The organism is Mesorhizobium sp. WSM3864, assembly GCF_002294955.1.
Classification (GTDB): domain Bacteria; phylum Pseudomonadota; class Alphaproteobacteria; order Rhizobiales; family Rhizobiaceae; genus Mesorhizobium.
This window is the reverse complement of the sequence record NZ_NSGD01000029.1, coordinates 15,157-36,030: the sequence shown is the minus strand read 5'-3', so window position 1 is coordinate 36,030 and position 20,874 is coordinate 15,157. Positions and strand designations below refer to the sequence as shown.

At 58.3% G+C, this 20,874-nt stretch carries 14 protein-coding genes and 4 pseudogenes; 9 read left to right on the top strand and 9 right to left on the bottom strand.

Going from position 1 to position 20,874, the window contains the following annotated elements; genetic code table 11:
• From CK215_RS31675 to CK215_RS28730, 5 genes and pseudogenes are all read right to left on the bottom strand, one after another.
• Positions 1 to 184, bottom strand: a pseudogene (locus CK215_RS31675) (IS66 family transposase); the annotation flags it as partial.
• Positions 185 to 586: 402 nt separating this feature from the next.
• A pseudogene (locus tag CK215_RS28745) lies at positions 587 to 842 on the bottom strand (IS5/IS1182 family transposase); the annotation flags it as partial.
• Between the two features lie 616 nt (positions 843 to 1,458).
• Positions 1,459 to 1,714 (bottom strand): annotated as a pseudogene (locus CK215_RS28740) (IS5/IS1182 family transposase); the annotation flags it as partial.
• Between the two features lie 264 nt (positions 1,715 to 1,978).
• Positions 1,979 to 2,779, bottom strand: a complete 801-nt coding sequence (locus CK215_RS28735) for a CmcI family methyltransferase (RefSeq protein ID WP_095832932.1) — start codon at positions 2,777 to 2,779, stop codon at positions 1,979 to 1,981.
• Between the two features lie 928 nt (positions 2,780 to 3,707).
• Positions 3,708 to 3,903 (bottom strand): annotated as a pseudogene (locus CK215_RS28730) (IS5/IS1182 family transposase); the annotation flags it as partial.
• 617 nt (positions 3,904 to 4,520) lie between these two features.
• On the opposite strand from CK215_RS28730, the gene CK215_RS28725 reads away from it, so the two are divergent.
• From CK215_RS28725 to CK215_RS32115, 6 genes are all read left to right on the top strand, one after another.
• On the top strand, positions 4,521 to 5,450 hold the full coding sequence (locus tag CK215_RS28725; RefSeq protein ID WP_170950426.1) for a LysR substrate-binding domain-containing protein: 930 nt from the start codon (positions 4,521 to 4,523) through the stop codon (positions 5,448 to 5,450).
• Between the two features lie 323 nt (positions 5,451 to 5,773).
• The gene (locus tag CK215_RS28720) at positions 5,774 to 6,622 is read left to right on the top strand and encodes a 3-methyl-2-oxobutanoate hydroxymethyltransferase (protein WP_095832930.1); all 849 of its coding nucleotides are present in this window, start codon (positions 5,774 to 5,776) and stop codon (positions 6,620 to 6,622) included.
• Positions 6,623 to 6,627: 5 nt separating this feature from the next.
• Positions 6,628 to 7,641 carry a sterol desaturase family protein gene (locus CK215_RS28715; protein WP_095832936.1) on the top strand — a complete coding sequence of 338 codons (1,014 nt, stop codon included), beginning with the start codon at positions 6,628 to 6,630 and terminating at the stop codon, positions 7,639 to 7,641.
• A 56-nt stretch (positions 7,642 to 7,697) separates the two neighbouring features.
• Positions 7,698 to 8,021, top strand: coding sequence for a 2Fe-2S iron-sulfur cluster-binding protein (locus CK215_RS28710; protein WP_095832935.1), 324 nt, complete (start codon positions 7,698 to 7,700; stop codon positions 8,019 to 8,021).
• Between the two features lie 58 nt (positions 8,022 to 8,079).
• Positions 8,080 to 9,360: an FAD-dependent oxidoreductase gene (locus CK215_RS28705; protein WP_095832929.1), complete on the top strand. Its 1,281-nt coding sequence runs from the start codon at positions 8,080 to 8,082 to the stop codon at positions 9,358 to 9,360.
• A 777-nt stretch (positions 9,361 to 10,137) separates the two neighbouring features.
• Positions 10,138 to 10,686: a zinc-binding dehydrogenase gene (locus CK215_RS32115; RefSeq protein WP_095832928.1), complete on the top strand. Its 549-nt coding sequence runs from the start codon at positions 10,138 to 10,140 to the stop codon at positions 10,684 to 10,686.
• Between the two features lie 1,891 nt (positions 10,687 to 12,577).
• Here CK215_RS32115 and proX read toward each other — a convergent pair.
• From proX to CK215_RS28670, 3 genes are read right to left on the bottom strand one after another with little or no spacing between them, the layout of a single operon-like run.
• Positions 12,578 to 13,564 (bottom strand): glycine betaine/L-proline ABC transporter substrate-binding protein ProX, encoded by a 987-nt coding sequence (gene proX / locus CK215_RS28680; RefSeq protein WP_095832934.1) that lies wholly within the window; start codon positions 13,562 to 13,564, stop codon positions 12,578 to 12,580.
• A 32-nt stretch (positions 13,565 to 13,596) separates the two neighbouring features.
• A complete protein-coding gene (locus CK215_RS28675) occupies positions 13,597 to 14,538 on the bottom strand; it encodes an ABC transporter permease subunit (RefSeq protein WP_095832927.1) in 942 nt (313 codons plus the stop codon).
• A complete protein-coding gene (locus CK215_RS28670) occupies positions 14,538 to 15,626 on the bottom strand; it encodes a glycine betaine/L-proline ABC transporter ATP-binding protein (protein ID WP_095832926.1) in 1,089 nt (362 codons plus the stop codon). The genes CK215_RS28675 and CK215_RS28670 overlap by 1 nt, the downstream gene beginning before the upstream one ends.
• Before the next feature lie 287 nt (positions 15,627 to 15,913).
• On the opposite strand from CK215_RS28670, the gene CK215_RS28665 reads away from it, so the two are divergent.
• The 3 genes from CK215_RS28665 to CK215_RS28655 are packed head-to-tail and all read left to right on the top strand — an operon-like array spanning position 15,914 to position 19,694.
• Positions 15,914 to 16,858 (top strand): dihydrodipicolinate synthase family protein, encoded by a 945-nt coding sequence (locus tag CK215_RS28665; RefSeq protein WP_095832925.1) that lies wholly within the window; start codon positions 15,914 to 15,916, stop codon positions 16,856 to 16,858.
• Positions 16,836 to 18,362, top strand: a complete 1,527-nt coding sequence (locus tag CK215_RS28660; protein WP_095832924.1) for an aldehyde dehydrogenase — start codon at positions 16,836 to 16,838, stop codon at positions 18,360 to 18,362. The genes CK215_RS28665 and CK215_RS28660 overlap by 23 nt, the downstream gene beginning before the upstream one ends.
• Before the next feature lie 9 nt (positions 18,363 to 18,371).
• Positions 18,372 to 19,694 carry an FAD-binding oxidoreductase gene (locus tag CK215_RS28655; protein WP_095832923.1) on the top strand — a complete coding sequence of 441 codons (1,323 nt, stop codon included), beginning with the start codon at positions 18,372 to 18,374 and terminating at the stop codon, positions 19,692 to 19,694.
• Here CK215_RS28655 and CK215_RS28650 read toward each other — a convergent pair.
• Positions 19,691 to 20,602 (bottom strand): LysR substrate-binding domain-containing protein, encoded by a 912-nt coding sequence (locus CK215_RS28650; RefSeq protein ID WP_095832922.1) that lies wholly within the window; start codon positions 20,600 to 20,602, stop codon positions 19,691 to 19,693. The two genes, CK215_RS28655 and CK215_RS28650, sit on opposite strands and share 4 nt — an antisense overlap.
• Positions 20,603 to 20,874 lie beyond the last annotated feature (272 nt).

Here is a 20,874-nt window from a genome sequence, read left to right as displayed (position 1 = left end):
ATCGTCTTCGATCGTCCAGCGGGTTTGCCCGACCTTGTTCTTCTTCACGATACGTCGTGAGTGATCGCCGGGCGAGCGCAGTGTAGCTGAGCTCGCCGCGTGCAATGGCCTTAAGTGTTGTCGGCGCCTGAATGATTTTATCGCAGGGCCGGCAGCTGTATTTGGGTCGAACGGTCTCGATCACCCTGCCAGGTCTGGGCGACCAGGTCGAGCATCTCCTCGCTGATCTTCGCCAATGGCACACTGATCGCCGCCGCAGCCCGGGCAGCATGCGCAAGTCGGCTCGCGAACGATCCGCTTGCGCGGCAGGTTCGGCTTGAGCTTGCGCACCGGCAGCACCCGGACCTTCTCGGTGTCAGCGACGATGGGCAGCTCGGCATCGGTTCTTGGACCAGCGGCCGAGGGGCCTGCGGTTGAAGCGATCGATCCGCAGCTGCAGGCGCTGGATGCGAAGTGCGGCCTCGGCGCGCTCTCTTCGCAGCTGTTCAATCGCATTCGGCGATGGCAATGTGCCTTGCCAGTGGCTGATGAGCGCCAGACTGTCGTCTGGCCGGTAAGGAAGCGGCTGTCGCTGCCCGTGAAGGCGGCCGACGAACCAATGGAACAGAAGGTCGTATTCCAGCCGCTCCGACCGGATCGAATAAACGCCTGCAAGAGCATTGCCCTGAGCAGCTTGTCCGGCAGGATCGACGGGCCCCCGATCGGCGAAATAACGCCGCGAACTCCCCGTTCAAGCGCGGCAAGCGCCTCGTTCACGACCGCAGCGGATGATTGCGCCGCACAGGCGCCTCCAGATCGCTGTAGCTGAACAGCTCGCCAGCTCGATTGTCGCCGCCGCGCACGCCTCCGAATCTCTTCGGAGGCACTGAATCATCGTCTTCGATCGTCCAGCGGGTTTGCCCGACCTTGTTCTTCTTCACGATACGTCGTGAGTGATCGCCGGGCGAGCGCAGTGTAGCTGAGCTCGCCGCGTGCAATGGCCTTAAGTGTTGTCGGCGCCTGAATGATTTTATCGCAGGGCCGGCAGCTGTATTTGGGTCGAACGGTCTCGATCACCCTGCCAGGTCTGGGCGACCAGGTCGAGCATCTCCTCGCTGATCTTCGCCAATGGCACACTGATCGCCGCCGCAGCCCGGGCAGCATGCGCAAGTCGGCTCGCGAACGATCCGCTTGCGCGGCAGGTTCGGCTTGAGCTTGCGCACCGGCAGCACCCGGACCTTCTCGGTGTCAGCGACGATGGGCAGCTCGGCATCGGTTCTTGGACCAGCGGCCGAGGGGCCTGCGGTTGAAGCGATCGATCCGCAGCTGCAGGCGCTGGATGCGAAGTGCGGCCTCGGCGCGCTCTCTTCGCAGCTGTTCAATCGCATTCGGCGATGGCAATGTGCCTTGCCAGTGGCTGATGAGCGCCAGACTGTCGTCTGGCCGGTAAGGAAGCGGCTGTCGCTGCCCGTGAAGGCGGCCGACGAACCAATGGAACAGAAGGTCGTATTCCAGCCGCTCCGACCGGATCGAATAAACGCCTGCAAGAGCATTGCCCTGAGCAGCTTGTCCGGCAGGATCGACGGGCCCCCGATCGGCGAAATAACGCCGCGAACTCCCCGTTCAAGCGCGGCAAGCGCCTCGTTCACGACCGCAGCGGATGATTGCGCCGCACAGGCGCCTCCAGATCGCTGTAGCTGAACAGCTCGCCAGCTCGATTGTCGCCGCCGCGCACGCCTCCGAATCTCTTCGGAGGCACTGAATCACCCTCACAGGGCCTCGGCTTTCAACTCCTGCTAGAGGTTACGAACCCTGCCGTCAGGTCACCGAGATGGGCCATGATTGTGTGGGGTGGCACCGCCAGTGGACATCGACTCTGAACTTCAAGTCACTTGACGGCGCCGATCCCAGTGGACCGTACGTCGACGGGCTCGCAACTCCCGGTCGAGCTAGCGCGGTCTGCGTTGGGAGCCCACGAGGCTGTATATGAGAGCGAAGGTTACGACTTTCGAAGCCATGCATTTGGAGCACAAGTGACATTAATTCCAAATGCGTCTGTGTAATAAGTGTCGATCAGGAAGCCGGAGTTCTCGATAATCTGAAATCCGTCAATAATCTCTCTATTTACTTGAAATGGGTTGTCTTCAACCACATAATAGTCGCCTACCGCCATAAATTTATTCAAGTAAGAAAAGACACTGAATACGTTAACGTGCGCGTCGTCTACAACAAGCCAAGGATGGGGGAGCCTCATCAGCAAGTTCTCGTCGAAGTTTGACGTATCAGAAAGATCAATTTGATGAAATGTAATCAAAGGATGCTTTTGTGCATTTTTATGAACGCATTTAGTATGCAAGTCAAATGAGTGTAATTCACCTTGGTTATCGCAAAGCACAGACATATTGTCAGCAAACCATAGTGCGCTTCCGCCTTGATATGAACCGAGCTCGATAATTGTCATAGGCTGGAGCTCCCAAATTAACCGTGGATAAAGAGCAATATCAAAAGGGGTTTTTAAAAAGATAAGGCCTTTATAGGTCTTAGCCAAAGCTCCAATTTTTGTGGAGCGCTTGTCAGCAATCCACGGGTAGATTGACGACATCCATGTTCGATCGGATGGCCTGGCAAAGCGGCCAGTATCATCAGCATCCAGCACGTTGCTAATGGTGTCAAACATTCCCAGCCAGTCAGGAATGAATTCACGCCACCCCTGATCAAGAAGTCCGTCAGGCTTCATTTGATCTGGGTAGTTCTCGTGGGCGGCATCCCAAAAAGCCTTGTACCCGGAACCGAGTTTCATAGGTCAATCTCCATGTTTGCATCTGCCCCCTTATGGGTGCAATCGGCGTGCCACGCGCGGAATGAGGTTGCCGCATTTTTTGCCCGCTTAAGCGTCGACGCGCTTGTCGGGTTCGGGACATCATGGACGAACCCTACACAACGTTCGTTCCGCGCTGACAGGCTTGAACACGCATTACGCGCTTAGCGCGGCTAGAGCGGGATGAAGTCATTTGACGTCCAGTTGAGGATTCCGCAGATTGCCTGAGAGACGGTTTCGGCCGTCCGTTTGGCCGCCGTTCGAAGCCAGTGTTTGATCTTGGCGAAAACTGTTCGATGGGTTGAGGGTGGTCCTATCCGGCATTGACGGAGTAATTTGAGCATTCGAGGGATGTCGGTCGGGTGAGTATTTTGGGTAAGAGAATCACTTGGCTCCGACCTTGCGGATGGCGCGACGCACGGCCTTGCGCTTGTGCGAGCCGAGATTGATGGGGTTGTCTAATCGCGGCTTGGGCGTCAGGCATCTATCGCGCGAAACGGCGCTGCCGCGTGCACGGTGTCTTCGCGGTCGACATCGGGCGCCGCATAATGGAGCTTCGCGGGACGAGCCTTCAATGTGGACGACGCACTTTGCTGAGACAGCAATGCAACCCCATCAACGGAATGGCTCGGCTCACGTCCCGGCAGGGGGACGCCTCAGGCGCTCAGATTCTCAACGCTATCTGGATTTACGCTGCGGCTCCTGCAGTCCGATTGAAGAGCTCGCAGTCTTGAGCATCGTGTGCATATCACCGCCAATCTGCGCGCCACGGCCACGGCGGCTCGTTTGAAGCCGATCCTCTCCCGGAGCTTGAGACCCCATGTTGCGTAGGCTGCTTTCGGCCGAACAGCGTGTAAGTTGTATTCCAGCCGCTCAACAGCCGCTCCAAGCGGATCGAGTAGAACGCCTACAAAAGCAGCCCGCAGCAGCTTCTCCGGCGGGATCGACGGCCGCCCGATCGGCGAGTACAGCGCCGCAAACTCCCGCTCCAACGCCGAAAGCGCCTCATTCACAATCGCCCGAATACGGCGCAAAGCGCGCCGAACCCGAGCCTCAAGGTCCACGTAGCCGAACAGTTCACCCGTCTGTCCGTCACCGCCCCGCACGATTCACTCCCACCTCTTCATAGTCAGAGTGAATCACGAACCCGAGACTGTCGCGAGCCCTTTTTCAACAGCCGCTAGAGAAGCGCAGCTATGTCTTGTCCCGCCGCGTAGCGCGAACGGAGAGCGTTTGCAGTCTTCGCTTTTCAACCGTGGTGTGGACGCATGCGGCGGCACGACGGTGAAGGCAATTTTGTCGTATGGATGAAGCCGGCTCATTCGAAGAACATGGCGCGACGTTCGAGATATTCGCAAACCTGCGGACAGAATACACATAACTGCTGCTGTCTTCGGTCATGGATATGGACCATGATCGGCTGAGCGTCAGGCGGCAGCCGGCAGGTCTCGCACACACCAGAAGGCGTTGCCGAAGGGCCAGGCGGAAAGATTGACTATCCGAAAAGCGGGCGCTGGATTAAGCCCCCATCAAAGAAACTGCTACCCTGGGTGTAGAGGCTCAAGCTGTCGGGGACCCAGTGAAGCCGCGTCTTCGGGTTGAAGATCGAAACGCTGGTTATAGTGAAGGTGTTTGACGGAGCTCTGGCTTGCATCTCTCCCGGTTCTCGCTACCAACATAAGCTATGCAAACGAAAACGGTATACCGGAACATTCAACGGCTCTTGCCGACCTTCGAAGCAGCCGCCAGAAATGAAAGCTTTACTCTGGCGGGTGAGGAGGTCGGGCTAAGCCAAAGCTCCGTCAGCAAGCAGATAATGGAGCTTGAAAGCCGACTGGGCCAGCCACTTTTCGTCCGCACGCATAAACAGATCAGCTTGACCCCGGCTGGTCACAGGCTGCTCAGAGCGTATAGCCTTGCGGCGTCCCAAGTCATCGACGCGCTAGAGGATCTCCTGCAAGAAAGCTCTAAAAAACAGATCGTCCTTTCGACTTCCACCGCAAACGCGGCATTCATGCTATTGCCGCGCGTCGCGGAGGTGCGGGAATGCTTTCCTGGCGGGGAGATCTTTGTTGTGACGTCGGACCCCCAGGGGATTGAAACCGCTGGCCAAGTGGATCTCGTACTTTCGTTTGGCAAGCCCGATTTTTCCGATTTCAAGATCCGTCCGTTGTTTCGGGATATCTTGACTCCGGTTTGCAGCCCCGAGTTCTTAGATAGGAAGGGACCCCTGCGACACGTTGGCGATTTGTTGCGATGCGAGCTCCTGTATATGCAGGCTCAGCATCCTTCTTGGATTGGCTGGCGCCAATGGCTGAGGCATTTCTCGCTTGAGCTCCCCAAGAATCACCAGCCGATGGGCTTCAACAACTACTACAATACAATTCAAGCCTGTTTGGCTGGGCAAGGCGTGGCTCTTGGCTGGCTGCGCCTTTTGGGCGACCCGCTGAACAGCGGTCAGTTGGTGACACCGCTTCCTGATTTCCTAGAGACGGAAGATCAATATCACTTAGCTTGGCCTGCCCATCGCCGTCCCCAATTTGCAATCGAACCATTCGAGGAATGGCTATGGCGGCGGTACGGCGGGAATATCCCCGGCTTTACTCCCTCTGAATCCGAGAGAATTAGTCGACCAGCGACCTCCGGGTTTTGAGGGGTTCGGGAGGCCACAGCATCGCTGCGTGTAAATCGGCAGCCGGTTCGGCTCAATAGGCTAACCTCACGTTTGACGGACTAATCCGATCCGTGCCGATTTTCGCGACGAGTAATCCGTTCTAATAGCGGGCGGGACTTCGATGGCGGCGGGAAAGTCCCGAGCAGCCATCGGCCCGAAAAGGCTGCCCAGCCCAAGCTCGCCCATCGCCGCAGCCTTGAATTCCTCCAGGGAATGCAAGGGGCCCCCACCTTTCATTTGATTCAGGCGGCCTTAGGCAACATCGTACTCGGCCAGAAGGTAGTGCTCGGGAAAGGACTTGAATGCGCAATATATTCACCTTCGGTCACCGCAAGGCTCAGAGAAATTGGACCGTTGCAGATTTGCGCGCCAACAAAGGGAAGCTACAGCTCACGGAAGTGACTGCGATGAATGGCGAACAGGCAGCGCGGGCTGCCGCCGCCGGAATAGACACGATCATCACCCGTAGTCAAATGTTGAAGGAAGTGCGCGAAGCTGCACCAGACACTTTCATCACCGCCGCTCTCATGCTCGTCGATCATCCCACTGAGAATGACGTCCTTGAAGGAGCAATGCGGGCGATGGATCAGGGCGCGGACGCGCTCTATACCACGCGCAGCCTTGCCACCATCCGGATGCTGGCTGATCTCAGCTTCCCGGTAATGGGTCACCTGGGGTTGGTTCCACCCTACAGCACCTGGATCGGAGGGCTGCGGGCTTACGGCACGACAGCTGACGAAGCGCTCAAATTGGCCGAGCAGTTTCGCGCTATGGAAGAAGCCGGAGCATTCGCGGTCGAGGTCGAGCTGGTTCCTCAACAGGTTCTCGAGGAGCTCAACAAGCGAACGAGCTTGATCACCTTCTCAATCGGCTCCGGCTCTGGCGGCGACGTTACGTTCCTTTTTTCCGAGGACATTTGTGGTGAAACTGCCAACCCGCCTCGGCATGCCCACGCCTATGGCAACGTACTACGCCTGCAGCGGGAAATCGAGCTGGAACGCTTGAAAGCCCTCAGCGCCTTCCAGTCGGCGGTGCGCGAAGGCTCATTCCCTTACAAAGACGTATCGGTTTCGTTGAAGGCTCATGAGCTTGAAGCCTTCCGGGCCCGGCTGGATGAAACGTGCCCGTGCGGCGCGAAGAGCAAAGGATAACGGCTATGTCGTTAGAGAGTACAAGGCCCGGAGTGACTCTGCCGGGGAAGTCGACCTGGAACTACCACCCAGATTTGCCGCTGCAGGACCGTTCGCCGTTTAACTTGAAGCGCGGACCGATCCTTGGGCTGAAACTTCTCTGGAGTTCCTGGCTGCCGATATCAGATCGGCTGCTCGTGGTTGGCGTGTCGTTGCTAACGTGGTTTTACCTGTCGCCTTCTTTGGAGACGGCTCGAACCTTTGCCTTTGATTGGATCGCAGCAGTCTATCTGCGGAACCTCGCGCTGATGGTCCTGGTTGCAGGAGGGATGCATCTGTATCTCTATACGTTCAAAAGACAAGGCAACCACCTGCGGTATGACGCTCGCCCGTTTCATAAGAAAAACGGCCTATACACGTTTAACAGCCAATTCCTGGACAATGTCTTTTGGTCGATTGTCAGCGGCGTGACGGTTTGGACAGCGTATGAAGTCGGAGGACTGTGGGCTTACGCCAACGGCTATATACCGATGCTAGGCTTTGCTGAGCACCCCGTCTGGTTTGTGCTTTGGTTCGTTTTTTTGCCAATCTACGGTGTTTTCCATTTCTACTGGATACATCGCCTGCTGCATTGGGGGCCCCTGTACAACAAGGTCCACTCGCTGCACCATCGAAACGTGAACGTCGGCCCGTGGTCCGGCATGTCGATGCATCCCGTCGAGCACATCGGCTATCTGAGTTCCGTTCTGATCCATGTGGTGATTCCGTCCCATCCGATCCACTTCATCTTCCAGCTGCAGCAGAAGGTCCTCCTGGCAATCACTTCGCACGCTGGCTACGAGACCGTGACCGCCGGCGAGGACAGCGATTCCGGGCTGAAGGTAGGAGACTTTTTCCATCAGCTGCATCACCGCTACTTCGAGTGCAACTACGGTGAGCCCGAAGTGCCCTGCGATAGATGGTTCGGCACTTTCCATGATGGCACGGAAGAGGCTACCGCCCGCACCCGAATTCGCCTGAAAGAGATGCGCAAGAAATAATCAGCTTGATGCATTGCTTACCACGGCGCTTGGGGCAAAAGACTAGGAAGATCGCGATGATCAAGATCACTTACGTTGAACATAACGGGCGGGAGCATGTTGTGGATGTTCCCCAAGGCGCCACGGTCATGGAGGGGGCCCGAGACAACGGTATCCCCGGTATCGAGGCAGACTGCGGCGGCGCGTGCGCTTGCGCGACCTGTCACGTCTATGTCGATCCGACTTGGGTGGACAAGCTCCCGCCGAAGGAGGCAATGGAACAGGACATGTTAGATTTTGCCTTCGAACCGGATCCTGCCCGCTCTCGGCTGACATGCCAGATCAAGGTCAGCGACGCATTGGAAGGACTGGTTCTTCACATGCCCGAAAAGCAGGTGTGACTTCTCAAGCGACCAGCGAACAGGGGCTTGATCGCCCGACCTGCGGAAGGAGTTTGTCATGGCCGGCATAGTGATCGTCGGTGCTGGGCAAGCCGGGGCATCGCTCGCGGCCAAGGTGCGCGCCCTGGGCTACGATGGGCGGGTAACGCTTATTGGCGAGGAGCCAGCGCCGCCCTATCAAAGGCCGCCGCTATCCAAGGGCTACCTTCTGCGAGAAATGGAACTGGAGCGAATTTACCTGCGGGCGCCGTCGTTCTGGAAAGAGAATGAGATAGATCTTAGACTGGCCGAGCCTGTCAGGTTGATCGATCGCGCAAGGAAGACTGTTCGTGCGGGCAATGCCTCAATCCCTTACGACAAGCTCGCGCTGACTATAGGTTCCCATCCCCGGCAGATACCGGCGGCCGCAGGCGGCAGCTTGGGAGGCGTATATACAATCCGCACGCTCGCCGATGTCGACGCAATGGCTGTGGAGTGCCAGCCAGGCCGCAAGCTGCTCATTGTCGGAGGGGGATATCTCGGGCTCGAGGTTGCTGCCGTCGGAGTCAGACTCGGGCTCGAGATTACGGTGATCGAAGTGGCCCCTCGGATACTCCAGCGGGTCGCGGCGCCTCCAACGTCGAACTATTTCCGCAGCCTGCATTCCAGTCACGGCGTCAATATCCTGGAAAATACGGGACTTGATCGCCTGACAGGCACAGGTCGGGTTTCCGGTGCAGTGCTCTCCAACGGCATGAAGATCCCAGCAGACTTCGTCGTTGTCGCCATTGGCGTGACCCCCGCGACCAACATTGCCGAGGAAGCCGGGCTGGCGATCGAAAACGGCATCCGTACCGATAGCCGTGGCCTCACGTCGGATCCTGGCATCTGGTCAGCCGGGGAATGCGCTTCCTTCCCCCATGAGGGAAGGCGGGTGCGCCTTGAAAGCGTGGGCAACGCGATCGACCATGCCGAACTGGTCGCCAAAAACATGCTCGGAGGTTCGGAGAACTACCGGGCGAAACCTTGGTTTTGGTCGGATCAGTATGACGTCAAGTTGCAGATTGCCGGGTTGAACACCGGCTATGACCGGATCGTCGAGAGGAAGGGTGACCGTGAACGCTCACGCTCTATCTGGTACTTCGAGGGAGGCCGACTGCTCGCTCTCGATGCTATGAATGAAGCTCGCGCCTATATGGTCGCCAAACGGATCATAGAAGCCGGGCAGACTGTCTCCCTTGAAAACGTCGCTGATGCGTCGAGAGATGTTAAGTCCCTCCTGTCCGAAGCAACGAAAAATCCGGAAGCGATCGCGGTTGATGTCGGCGATGTCGACGCCCCTTCCGGGCCTCGCGAGTAGTGGTAGCTGAGCAACTGGTTTCGCTTGTCGGCGTCATTGCTGAAAACTCAAGTCGGGACTGATTTTTTCACCTATTGTCAGCCCGAACGGTCTTAGGTTCTGTTGTCGTGTTGTACTGTCCACCTTGGAACGCGAGCGCCGTTCGTGAACCGGCCTATTCCTTGAAATGCCGCCAGACACTCTCCTCGGCTCGAGCCGAGATTCCGCCGACGATGGCGGTAGTTGTGCTCGTAGGGCATGGCGGGTTCGAAAAGCTCGAATATCGCACAGATCTTGCCTCACCGAAGCCAGCACCGGGAGAAGCCCTAATCCGCGTCGCCGCAGCCGGCGTTAACAACGCTGACATCAACACCCGCATCGGCTGGTATTCAAAAGGTGTAACGACCGGAACACAGGACGGTGCGATATCCGGTTTCCAATCCTCCCAGGATGCCGACGCCAGTTGGTCTGGTGCAGCACTCGCGTCCCCCCGTATCCAAGGGGCAGATCGTTGCGGGCGGATCGTCGCGGTGGGCGAGGGAGTCCACTCTCGGCGGAGAGGCGAGCGCTTGGTCGTAAGACACATGCTGCGGTCTTACGTCGACTATCGACCCTGGGAATGCTGAACGTTCGGCTCCGAATGCGACGGAGGTTTCGCCCGGTACGCGAAGGCTCCGTCACGCGAATCTACAAGGGTCAACTCTGATTGGAGTGACGTCGAACTAGCTTCAATCCCTCGCGCCTATTGGACGGCAGAGCTGTTGCTCCATCGATCGGGGGTGAAGCAAAGGTGAGCGGGTGGTCATTACCGGAGCTTCCGGAGGTATCGGGTCGGCTGCCGTGCAACTCGCGAGGCGTCGCGGCGCGTACGTCCACGCGATCGCCGGGCGCGACAAGGCCGAGTTTGTCCGTGAAGCCGGTGCAGACCAAGTCCTGCCTCGCGACGAAAACTTGGTCGATCACCTCGGCAATGAGAAGATCGACGTCGCGATTGACGTGTTGCAGGCCCTGGCTTTCCGCAACTGCTGCAAATACTCAAGAAAGGCGGACGATATGCAGTCGCGGGTGCGATCGGCCGGCCCGCTGGTGGAGTTGGATGTAAGAACCTTGTACCTCAAGGGCCTGACGTTTTTCGGGTGCACCTTCCAAGAAGACGTGGCCTTCGACAACTTGGTTGAGTACGCCGCGTGGCGCAAGGCGCCTCGAGAACGAAATCAAGACCCGGGGGCAGAAGCCAGCATCCGCAGGGCGCTCTCAACCAACATTCCGCCTTACGATGTTCGGCGACGCGCTTTCTCATGTCCTCTGGATCTCCCACGTAGATGGATGAGATCACAGGCATGGTGACGTTCGTGCGTCCACCCAAAAGTTCGCAAACGGGGGGCCCCCCGATTTGCCGAAGGCATCCCAGCACGCGACGTCGAGAGCCGTCTTCGCGTGCTCGCGGCCGATCAGAGCCGCATCCATTGTGTCGTTAGGCGGTCTACGCGTCTGGGATCCAGCCCTATCAACGAAGAGGCTATCTCCGCGATCCCCGTTCTCACGCCCTTGGCGTGAGCGGCTATGTATGTGGAACCAAACGAAGTGCTCTTCCCACAACCCTCGATACCCGAATCAGTGGTACTAGCGATCGTGGCGTCGAAGCTTCGGTACGCCCTGCAGAGAGAGTGTAGACGCCCCTGAGTAAGGGAGGTCCACCTGTAAGACATCGATCTGCTTTATTCTCAGGTCCGACACATGGAACACGCCTTATTGGGGAATTGTGAGGACTAGCTTTCCGCTCGTCTTCTTCGAAAGGAACTCTTTTTGGGCATGGACGATGTCGCGAAGAGGGTAAATCTTGACGACCAGTGGTTTGATTTCGTTTCGTTCGACGCGAATGAGTCTCGCTCCGCCGGCGCTCAAATATCCCAATCATCTTCGATGAACTTGCGACCAATGACGCGTCGATCTACAGCTTGTGGCCGATGATGCCGCGGAGGGCATTGGACTCAAGATCTCAAAGAATGGAGGCCTGACGAAGGGCCGGCGGCACCGTGACATTGTCTGGCGGATGGTTACACAATCAGCGTCCCAGAAAACACAAGTTCAGACATCGCCTTCGCGGCGATCGTCCCTCTTGGCCAGGGTGCCGGAGCGTAACTTGAGATGTGTGCTCGAGAGCCATGACATAGTCTCGGTTCAGACTGCGGACGGTCCGGTCAACGTGGTCGACGGTCGTGGAGGGCCGATGGTGGCTCAATTTAGCCAGCTGGCGCTGACGGATCGCCCATATGCTAGCCTGGGAGCCTCAGCAGTCAGTGGCGCGTTCTAGTTGAGCGTCGCTCGTTGGCTACCGGGAGTGCTGAAATCGATCGCGATAGACCTTCGCGAAATGCGAGGCTGAGGTGAACCCGCATGACATCGCGATTTCGGTGATGGCCTGGTCAGATCCAGCGCCAAAGCGCTACATTCTGGATCTGAGACTGCACCGCGCCCGGAACCGATGTGTTCGCGGGAAACCAATTCTGAGTTGCTGAGTGGCGACGAGATATGCTCTTCGATCATGCGTATCGCTTCGCCCAGACAAGAGTTACGGAGTCCATGCCTGGACCTTCTTCTGCGTGGCGGTTCTTTCCCCAACGGCGTTGTAAACCGTCTGATCCGCGACGGCTGCAGCAAGGTCCCGGCCATGGTCACGGGAGATCAAATGTAACATCAAATCGGCCGCGGCCGCGCCGTCCGCTGCCTGTTCATCCGCGACCAAACACCGACCGGGTGAGTTTGACGGTTGGAAACCGCTAGGCGAAAAGGTCATGATACGCCCAGTGAACCGCGGCGTTTCGTTCGTGCAAGAAGCCTGCTTGCGCCAATACGAACGCACCAGAGAAGACAGCTGCGATCGAGGTCCCGTGCGCTCGCTAACCCGGAGATATCGCAGCAATTCTGGCGTCGCATGATTTTGCACCTTTATGGCCGAGACAAGAACCAAGTTCTCGCTCCTCGGGTTGGCTACGAGGCCCCTGTCGACCAAGGTCAATGCTCTATTTGAACACCTCGCCGAGTAGCCATTCGTGGACGCATGCTGTCAACCGTAGAGGTCCTGGCCGCGACGAGGTTTGCGATCCGATGAGGTTCGACCGCGCACGAGAACGCCAGATGAGAAAATTCCCCAATTAGAAGAAAATTGAAGTGGCTGGAGCAGTCATGGAGGATACATCGGTTGGGGGGCGCCGCTAGCGGCGCCCCCTTCGTTGAGCTACTTAGCGGCGTCACGAGCCGCCTTGAGCCACCCGTCGTATTCGGCTTGGTTGGCCTTGATCCACGCATCAACATGCTTGTCGATATCCGCCGAACTCTTCTCGCCGTCAGCAATCAGCTTGTTCTCGGCTGAGACGTCGTTGATGCTGACGTTCGCGACCTCGAACAACTTGCGCGCCGCCGGATTGGCCTTGAGGAAGTCGTTGCGAGCAACGATGCGCTCGCTGTCGACCGCAAAGCCCAGGTTCTTACCGTCGAAGGTGGTATTGGCCTTGGCTCCGTCCGGCAGCGACGTATAAGGCACGCTCAACCATTCGACGTCCTTCCCGGGAACCAGTGCGCCCGATACCCAGTAGGGGGTCCAGGTGTAGTAGAGGACGGGCTTTCCGTTCTTGAAGCGCGCGATCGTGTCGGCGATGATGGCGTTGTATTCGCCCTGATTGTGAGTGACGGTGTCGCGAAGTTTGTACTCCGTCAATTGATGCTCGATCACGCGCTCGCATCCCCAACCGGGGACACAGCCCGCAAGTGCAGCCTTGCCGGACCCGTCCGTGGAGAACTTGGCTGCGATCTTCGGATCCTTGAGGTCGCCCAAATTCTTAACGCCTGCGTCGTAGCTAGCCTTATCGACCAAGTATCCTTGCAGGCACCCATCGACCAGGGTGCCGATCTTTGTCATCACCTTTTCACCACCTGCTTCCTCGAAGAACTTTTGGTGCAGTGAGTCCCAGCTAGCGGTGTACAGGTCGGCGTCGCCGGTGCCTACCGCGAGGTGGGCCGTCTGGGCAACCACTTCCTGGGGGTCAGCGACGGTATAGCCGAGGTCCTTCAGGGCGTGAAAGACGATCCGAGCCTGAAACAGTTCCTCGATGGTCGGCTGGATGACAGGGCGCACAGTGACACCCTCGCCGGGTTTGTCATTGGCCATGCTGGGACTGGCTGCGAGCGATAACGCGATCGCTGCAGTGAGATATGCTAGTTTCATGTATTCCTCCTTTTTTAGGTTTTTGACGTTGATCAAGTGCTTTTGGGGAAGAGGTTTGCGACGAGTCCAATGGGGCCGGTCTGCCACCAGTGACGGTGCCCTCTCTCCCGCCCTGAGCGGTTCAGGCCTTGGGTTATTCGGTCCAGGATGATTGCCAGCATCACGATGCCTAGGCCGCCGACAATGGCTTTGCCTGCATCCAGACGCCCCATTGCGCGGAGCACCTCGTTGCCAAGGCCTTTGACCGAAATCATCGATGCGATGACCACCATTGAAAGAGACAGCATGATGGTCTGATTGAGGCCAGCAAAGATGGTCGGAGTCGCCATTGGCAACTCGACTTTTAACATGATCTGCGAAGGAGTTGCTCCGAAAGCCTTGGCCGCTTCGACGACGCTCGGATTCACAGTTCGAATGCCGAGCGACGTGAGCCTGATTAGCGGAGCCAAGGCGAATATGACCGTGACGAGCACGCCGGAGACATTGCCAATCCCGATGAGCATAACGACAGGAACGAGATAGACGAAGGCCGGAATGGTCTGCATTGTGTCCAATATCGGCCGGAGGATCATCTCAAAACGATCACTCTTTCCCGCCAATATTCCGAGCGGAAGCCCAATAATAACGGCGATAATTACGGCCGAGACTACAATGGCGAGGGTGGTCATAGCCAATGACCAGGCCTCTGGAGAGAGGAAGCCAAGAACGAGCAACGCGCCGGCGACGTAAATGGTGGTGCGACGGCCCGCAGCCTGCCAGGAAATCAGCAAAATGATTGCAAACATCACCAATGGAGGAATGGTCTGAAAGGTTCGTTCAATTCCTTGGATCAGCACGTCCAGGAACATCTTGAGAGGCTGGATCGCTTCGCGATGCTCGATTGCCCACTCCTTGATGCCATCTGAATGCCCTGCGACATCAAGATCGATGCTCGAGAAAGGATCCAGCCAGTTGAAGCTTTGTTTGTCGGCCATCAGCCGGCCCTCCGGTTAAAACTCGCGGCGTCGTCGCGCCCCTGAATCCCACGAAGAAGGGCATCTTTCGTTACGACGCCGACGACGGCGTCCCCTTCCTTCACAAGAATTGGATTGTTGGTTCCGATAGACAGGTCGACGAGCGCGTTGAGCTTGTCGGCAGGCTGCGCGACGGGAAAATCCACCAGATCGGTCCCGTTAAACTGCTGTCTGTATTGGTCTAGCGGCTGCATGATTTTGGCCGCTGTCACCAGATCCAACTTAGAGATGCCGCTGACGAACTGCGCCACATAATCGTCGGCTGGGTTCGTGACGATTTCTTCCGGTGTGCCGACCTGCACCAGGACGCCATCCTTCATGATAGCGATGCGGTCCCCGATACGGATGGCCTCGTCGAGATCGTGGGTGATAAAGACCGTAGTCTTGTGGAGCTCAGCTGAGAGCTCCATGAACGTTCCCTGCAACTGACGCCTTATGAGCGGGTCGAGCGCAGAAAACGGTTCATCCATCAACAGTATGGTCGGGTTTGCAGCTATTGCACGAGCGAGTCCCACGCGCTGCTGCATTCCACCAGATAGTTCGTCCGGATACTTGAGGTCCCAGCCCGTCAACTCAACTGCTTCGATTGCCTGGCGCGCGGTATCCCGACGTTTGGCCTCTGGAACCCCTCTAACTTCAAGAGCGAACGCTACATTGTCGCGGACGTTGCGGTGAGGCATAAGCGCCATGTTCTGGAAAACCATGCCGATCTTTTCTGCGCGAAGCTGCCTCAATTCCCTCGCGCCCATGGCATTGACGTTCCGGTCCTCAATGTACACGGCCCCGTCGGTCGGCTCGATGAGCCGATTGATATGGCGGATGAGCGTCGACTTGCCCGAACCAGACAGCCCCATGATGCAGAAGATTTCGCCGCGGCCTACGCTAAAACTGGCGTCCCGCACGCCGACGATGCAGTCGAGTTGATCACGGATTTGAATCTTACTCAGCTGTCCGGCCTTAACGGCGCGGATGGCATCTTTCGCCCTTGCTCCGAAAACCTTCCAGATTCCCTCGCATCGAATGATGGCCTCTTGAGGCGATTTGCTCATTCCCTGTTCCCATTTTGGCGTCGTTTCTGATCACTGCCGAACGACTGGGCAACCACGGTATCGAAAATTGAGCGTTGGCGGATTCGAAATAAAATCAATCGTCAGGATACTTTTCCGCAGCCGCCAGGATTTTGATGCCCCTGCCACAGGGGGCATCGCTGCGCTACGCCCCTGTGGTACAGACCCACTATGCAAAAAAGTAGCCTGCCGCGTGATTTTATTTCGACTGCCGGCTGCGCAAACCTTGCATATAACGGCGAGCTTGAAGCCAAATTGGAGTCAGGCCGATGTCGTTCAAAGGCATTATTCCGCCGATCACCACGCCGTTTCATGCGGACGGATCGATCGATCGTGACGGCTTTTGCATCATGGTCGAGCATCTTGTTGCGTCGGGCGTGCACGGCATCATCGTCGGCGGCACCACCGGCGAATACTACGCTCAATCGCGCGACGAACGTGTCGGCCTGCTGAAGCTCGCTAGGAATATGGTGAAGGCCAAGGTGCCGCTGATCGCCGGCGTCGGCGCGATCCGTACTGAAGACTGCATCGAATACGCGCTGATCGCAAAGGATCTGCAATTTGACGGCATCCTGATCGGCTCGCCGTACTACGCGGTGCCGACGCAGCTCGAACTCGCCAATCATGCGCTGGCGATCGACAAGGCCGCCAGTCTGCCGGTGATGCTCTACAATTATCCCGGCCGCACCGGCACGATGATGGACCTCGAATTCCTCGATCGGGTCGGCCGCAGCACCAATTTTTGCGCCATCAAGGAATCCAGCGGCAGCATGAACCAGCTGCACGCGCTAGCGCGCGACTATCCGCATATCGACCTGTTCTGCGGCATGGACGATCAGGCGCTGGAGTTCTTCGCCTGGGGCGCCAAGGGCTGGGTCTGCGGCGCCGGCAATTGCCTGCCGGCGGAACACATCGCGCTCTACCAAGCCTGCGTCATCGAGAAGGATTTCACCAAGGGTCGGCAGATCATGTCGGCGCTGCTGCCCTTGATGCGCGTTCTCGAACAGGGCGGCAAGTTCGTTCAGAGCATCAAGTTCGCGTGCGAGTTGGCCGGGCTGCCCGCGGGTCCGGTGAGGCGGCCGATGCGCGCGCTCGACGAAGAGCAGAAGTGGGAACTCGAGACGACGATCCGCACGCTGAAAGCCGTCATCGCGTCAATCACTGCAAAATCGCAAAAGAGGGCTTCCGAGAATGTCATCGCTATTAACGCGTGATGAGTACCAGAATCTGGCGGACAGCCTGCCGCTGCCAACAAATGCGGTGATCGACGGCAAGGCACTGGCGGCGCAATCAGGCGACACATTCGAGACCATCAATCCGGCGACGGGAGAGGTCATCGCCAGGATCGCCTCATGCGGCGAGGCCGACGTCGACCTCGCCGTCGAAAAGGCCCGGCTGGCGTTTGAATCGGGCGCCTGGTCGCGTGCGCATCCGAGCGAGCGCAAGAAAGTGCTGCGGCGCCTGGTCAAGCTGATGGAGCGAAACGCCCATGAGCTCGCCGTGCTCGAGACGCTCGAAAGCGGCAAGCCGATCTACGACGTGGAAACCATCGACATTCCCGAGGCTTTACATTGCCTGGAATGGCATGCGGAAGCCGCCGACAAGCTCTACGGTCAGACCTCACCTTCAGGCGATGACGTCGTGTCGATGATCGTGCGTCAGCCGCTCGGCGTGGTCGCTTGCGTTCTGCCCTGGAATTTCCCGATCCTGATGCTGGCCTGGAAAATCGGCCCGGCGCTTGCGACCGGCAACTCTGTCATCGTCAAGCCCGCCGAGCAGACCAACATGTCCACCTTGCGGATCGCCGAGCTGGCGCACGAGGCCGGCCTGCCGGCTGGCGTCCTGCAGATCGTCACCGGCCCGGGCGAGGTCACCGGCAAGGCGCTTGGCCTGCATCCAGATATCGACATGGTCGCTTTCACCGGATCAACCGATATTGGCCGCAAATTCCTGGAATATTCCGCCAAGTCCAACCTCAAGCGCATTGTGCTCGAATGTGGCGGAAAGAATCCGTGCATCGTGCTCGATGACGCCGAGAACCTCGACGTCGTGGCGCAGCACGTCACCCAGGCGGTGTTCTGGAACATGGGCGAGAACTGCTCGTCCAATTCCCGCCTGATCGTGCACGAAAAGATCAAGGACCGTCTGATCGAGGCGGTGCACTACAAGCTCACGGAATGGCCTTTGGGCGAGCCGCTGGATCCGGGTAACCGGCTCGGCGCCATCGTGTCCAAAGAACAGTTCGACCGCATCATGGGCTACATCAAGAAAGGCCGCGCGCAAGGCGCCAAGGTCGTGGCCGGCGGCAATGCCCACAAGCACGGCAAAGGCTATTTCATCGAGCCGACCGTCTTCGACGACGTCACGCCCGAAATGACGATTGCCCGGGAGGAAATCTTCGGACCGGTGCTGTCGGTCATCAAGGTGGCCAACGCCGACGAGGCTGTCCGTGTTGCCAACGACACGAAATACGGACTGTCAGCCTCGATCTTCACCGCCAATGTCGGCAAGGCGCATCGCATCGCGCGCGACATCCGCGCCGGAACGGTGACCATCAACTGCTATGGTGAAGGAGACATCTCGACACCCTTCGGCGGTTACAAGCTGTCGGGCTTCGGCGGGCGCGACAAGTCACTGCATGCGCATGACCAGTACACCGAGCTGAAGACCATCTGGGCGGATATTTCTGATCCGAAGGTTTCTCGCGCCGTCGACTAGACGAAAACCATGACCGTATTTCAGGCCGTAAGAACGCCTGCCGACATCAACATGTCCGGCTGGTACGGGCTCCTTCCGCCTCCCAAGGCACCCCAGGTGCTGCGCGGTCGTCACGAAGCGGACTGGCTCATCATTGGAGCCGGGTTCGCAGGATTGGCGGCCGCGCGGCGCTTATCGCAGCTCGTGCCGGGCGACCGCATCGTCGTCGTCGATGCCCAGCGCGTCGGCTGGGGCGCCGCTGGGCGGAATTCGGGCTTCCTGATCGATCTGCCGCATGAACTTGGTGGTGAGAATTACGGCGGCAGCCAGGATCACGATCGCAAGCGAATTCGGATGAACCGCGCGGCAATCGAGTTCTCAGCCGCGGGTGCGGATGAATACGGGCTGGAGCGCTTCTTCGTTCGCGCCGGTAAGTTCCATGGCGCTGCAACCGAACACGGCCTCGATGTCCTGCGTGAATTCGAGAACCATCTGACTTGCCTCGGCGAGTCGTTTGAGCGGCTCGATGGACCTCAATTGAAGGCGGTGACCGGAACCGACTTCTTCGTCGGAGGCACATTCACGCCGGGCACGGTGATGGCGCAGCCAGCAGGCTTCATCCGTGGCTTAGCCGAAGGCTTGTCGAGCCGAGTGAAGATATTCGAGAACTCGCCAGTCACGTCGCTCAATACGGGCAAACTCCATAGGGCGAAGACAGCCGAAGGCGAGATCACCGCGCCGCGGCTGATCCTGACCGTCAACGGCCATCTCGAAAGTTTCGGCTTCTACAAGAAACACCTGCTGCATGTCTTCACCTATGCCAGCATGACGAGGTCGCTTTCCAAAGGCGAGCAGACGGCGCTGGGCGGCGAGTCAAATTGGGGCCTGATCCCGGCCGACCCAATGGGCTCTACCATCCGCCGCATCGGGGACCGCATCGTGGTGCGCAACACCTTCACCTACAACCCGAATATGTCGACCAATGAGAAGCAGATAGACCGCATCGGCGCGGCGCACGATCGATCTTTCCGGGCGCGCTTCCCGATGCTGGGCGACATACCGATGGAGTTTCGATGGGGCGGCCATTTGTGCCTTTCCCTCAATTCCGCGCCCGCGTTCGGGGAGGTTGAGGACAGGGTATTCGTCGCCGGATGTTGCAATGGCCTTGGAACTGTGCAAGGCACGCTCTACGGAATGCTGGCGGCAGACATCGCCGCCGGTAGTGATCAGCCGATGGTCGCGGACGCTCTGAACGAGCCGGCTCCGTCTCGACTTTATCCGGAACCTTTAATGTCGATCGGAGCGCCGCTGAAGCTGTGGGCGATGCAACGCAGGGCTGGGAAAGAGTTCTAGCTCTGTCGCTCTTGCGCAGCGGCTTCCCGGAGCCAGCCAAGCAAACGTTCGGCAGCCGGGGAAAGCGTCCGATTGCGGTTCCAGGTGAGATAGTAGCCACCAGGGGCAGGCAGCTCGAGATCCGTCAATCTGACCAGTTTGCCTTCGTCAATCTGCGCCTTGACCAGACGGTGCCAGCCAACGGCAACCCCCTGGTCAGCTTGCGCAGCTTGAAGGGCCACGAAGAATTTGCCGAAACGGCGACCTCGGGTCGGACCATGTTGGACACCCGCACGCCGCAGGACCTCATCCCACCCGGACCAATCTGGGTCAACCCAGTCGACGTGGAGAAGCGGCAAGTCTGCAAGGGATTCGGCGGTGGTATCCCGATGCGTGCTTGCGAATGCCGGTCCGCAAACGGGATAGATCGTTTCGTCGAAAAGAAGCTCGGCATTCTCGTCAGGCCAAGATCCGAATCCGTAGCGGATGCGAAGTTCGACCTCGGCGCGGCGATAGTCCCGTGGGCTATCCGAGATCAGGTGATCGACCGATATGTCTTTATACCGCATCCAAAAGTCCGGCATCCGAGGGATTAGCCACATCGACGCAAAGGCGTCTGTGCACGCCAGGGTAACATTCTTGGAACGGTCGCCACGCTTCACGTTGCGAACGATTTCGGCCGCTCGCGAAAAGCTGCTTGCCAAAACGCCGTAGAGATCCTCTCCGGCACTTGTGAGAGCTACCCCAGCTGCCAAGCGCGTAAACAACAGGACGCCGAGTTCCTCCTCGATCCCCTTGATCTGCCGACTGACGGCCCCAGGCGTCACGTTCAGTTCTGCAGCTGCCAGTTTAAACGACAGATGCCGGGCAGACGCCTCGAAAACGGCCAGGGCGGTCAAGGACGGCAGGTCGTAATAGCGGCGAACCATCTTTTTCTCCTCCTTGCCGATGATTGCGCGGCACGGAGCTTAGGGCAAGAGCCGCCACAGGTATCAAAACCAAGAAGTATGAGGCTGCCGTGCGGCAGAAATAGAAGAACTCGACCATGCATCCTTCGCGGTTTGCGACGCCGTCCAATCAGAGTCCGACGCCTCAAACATCGTGCCGCCAAAGGCGCAGGGATCTAAGGCAATGAATTGTGGAGACGTGATTGCTCAGCTCTGGGTGGGCTCGGGTCGCAGTTTAGTCAACAGACGCGTGA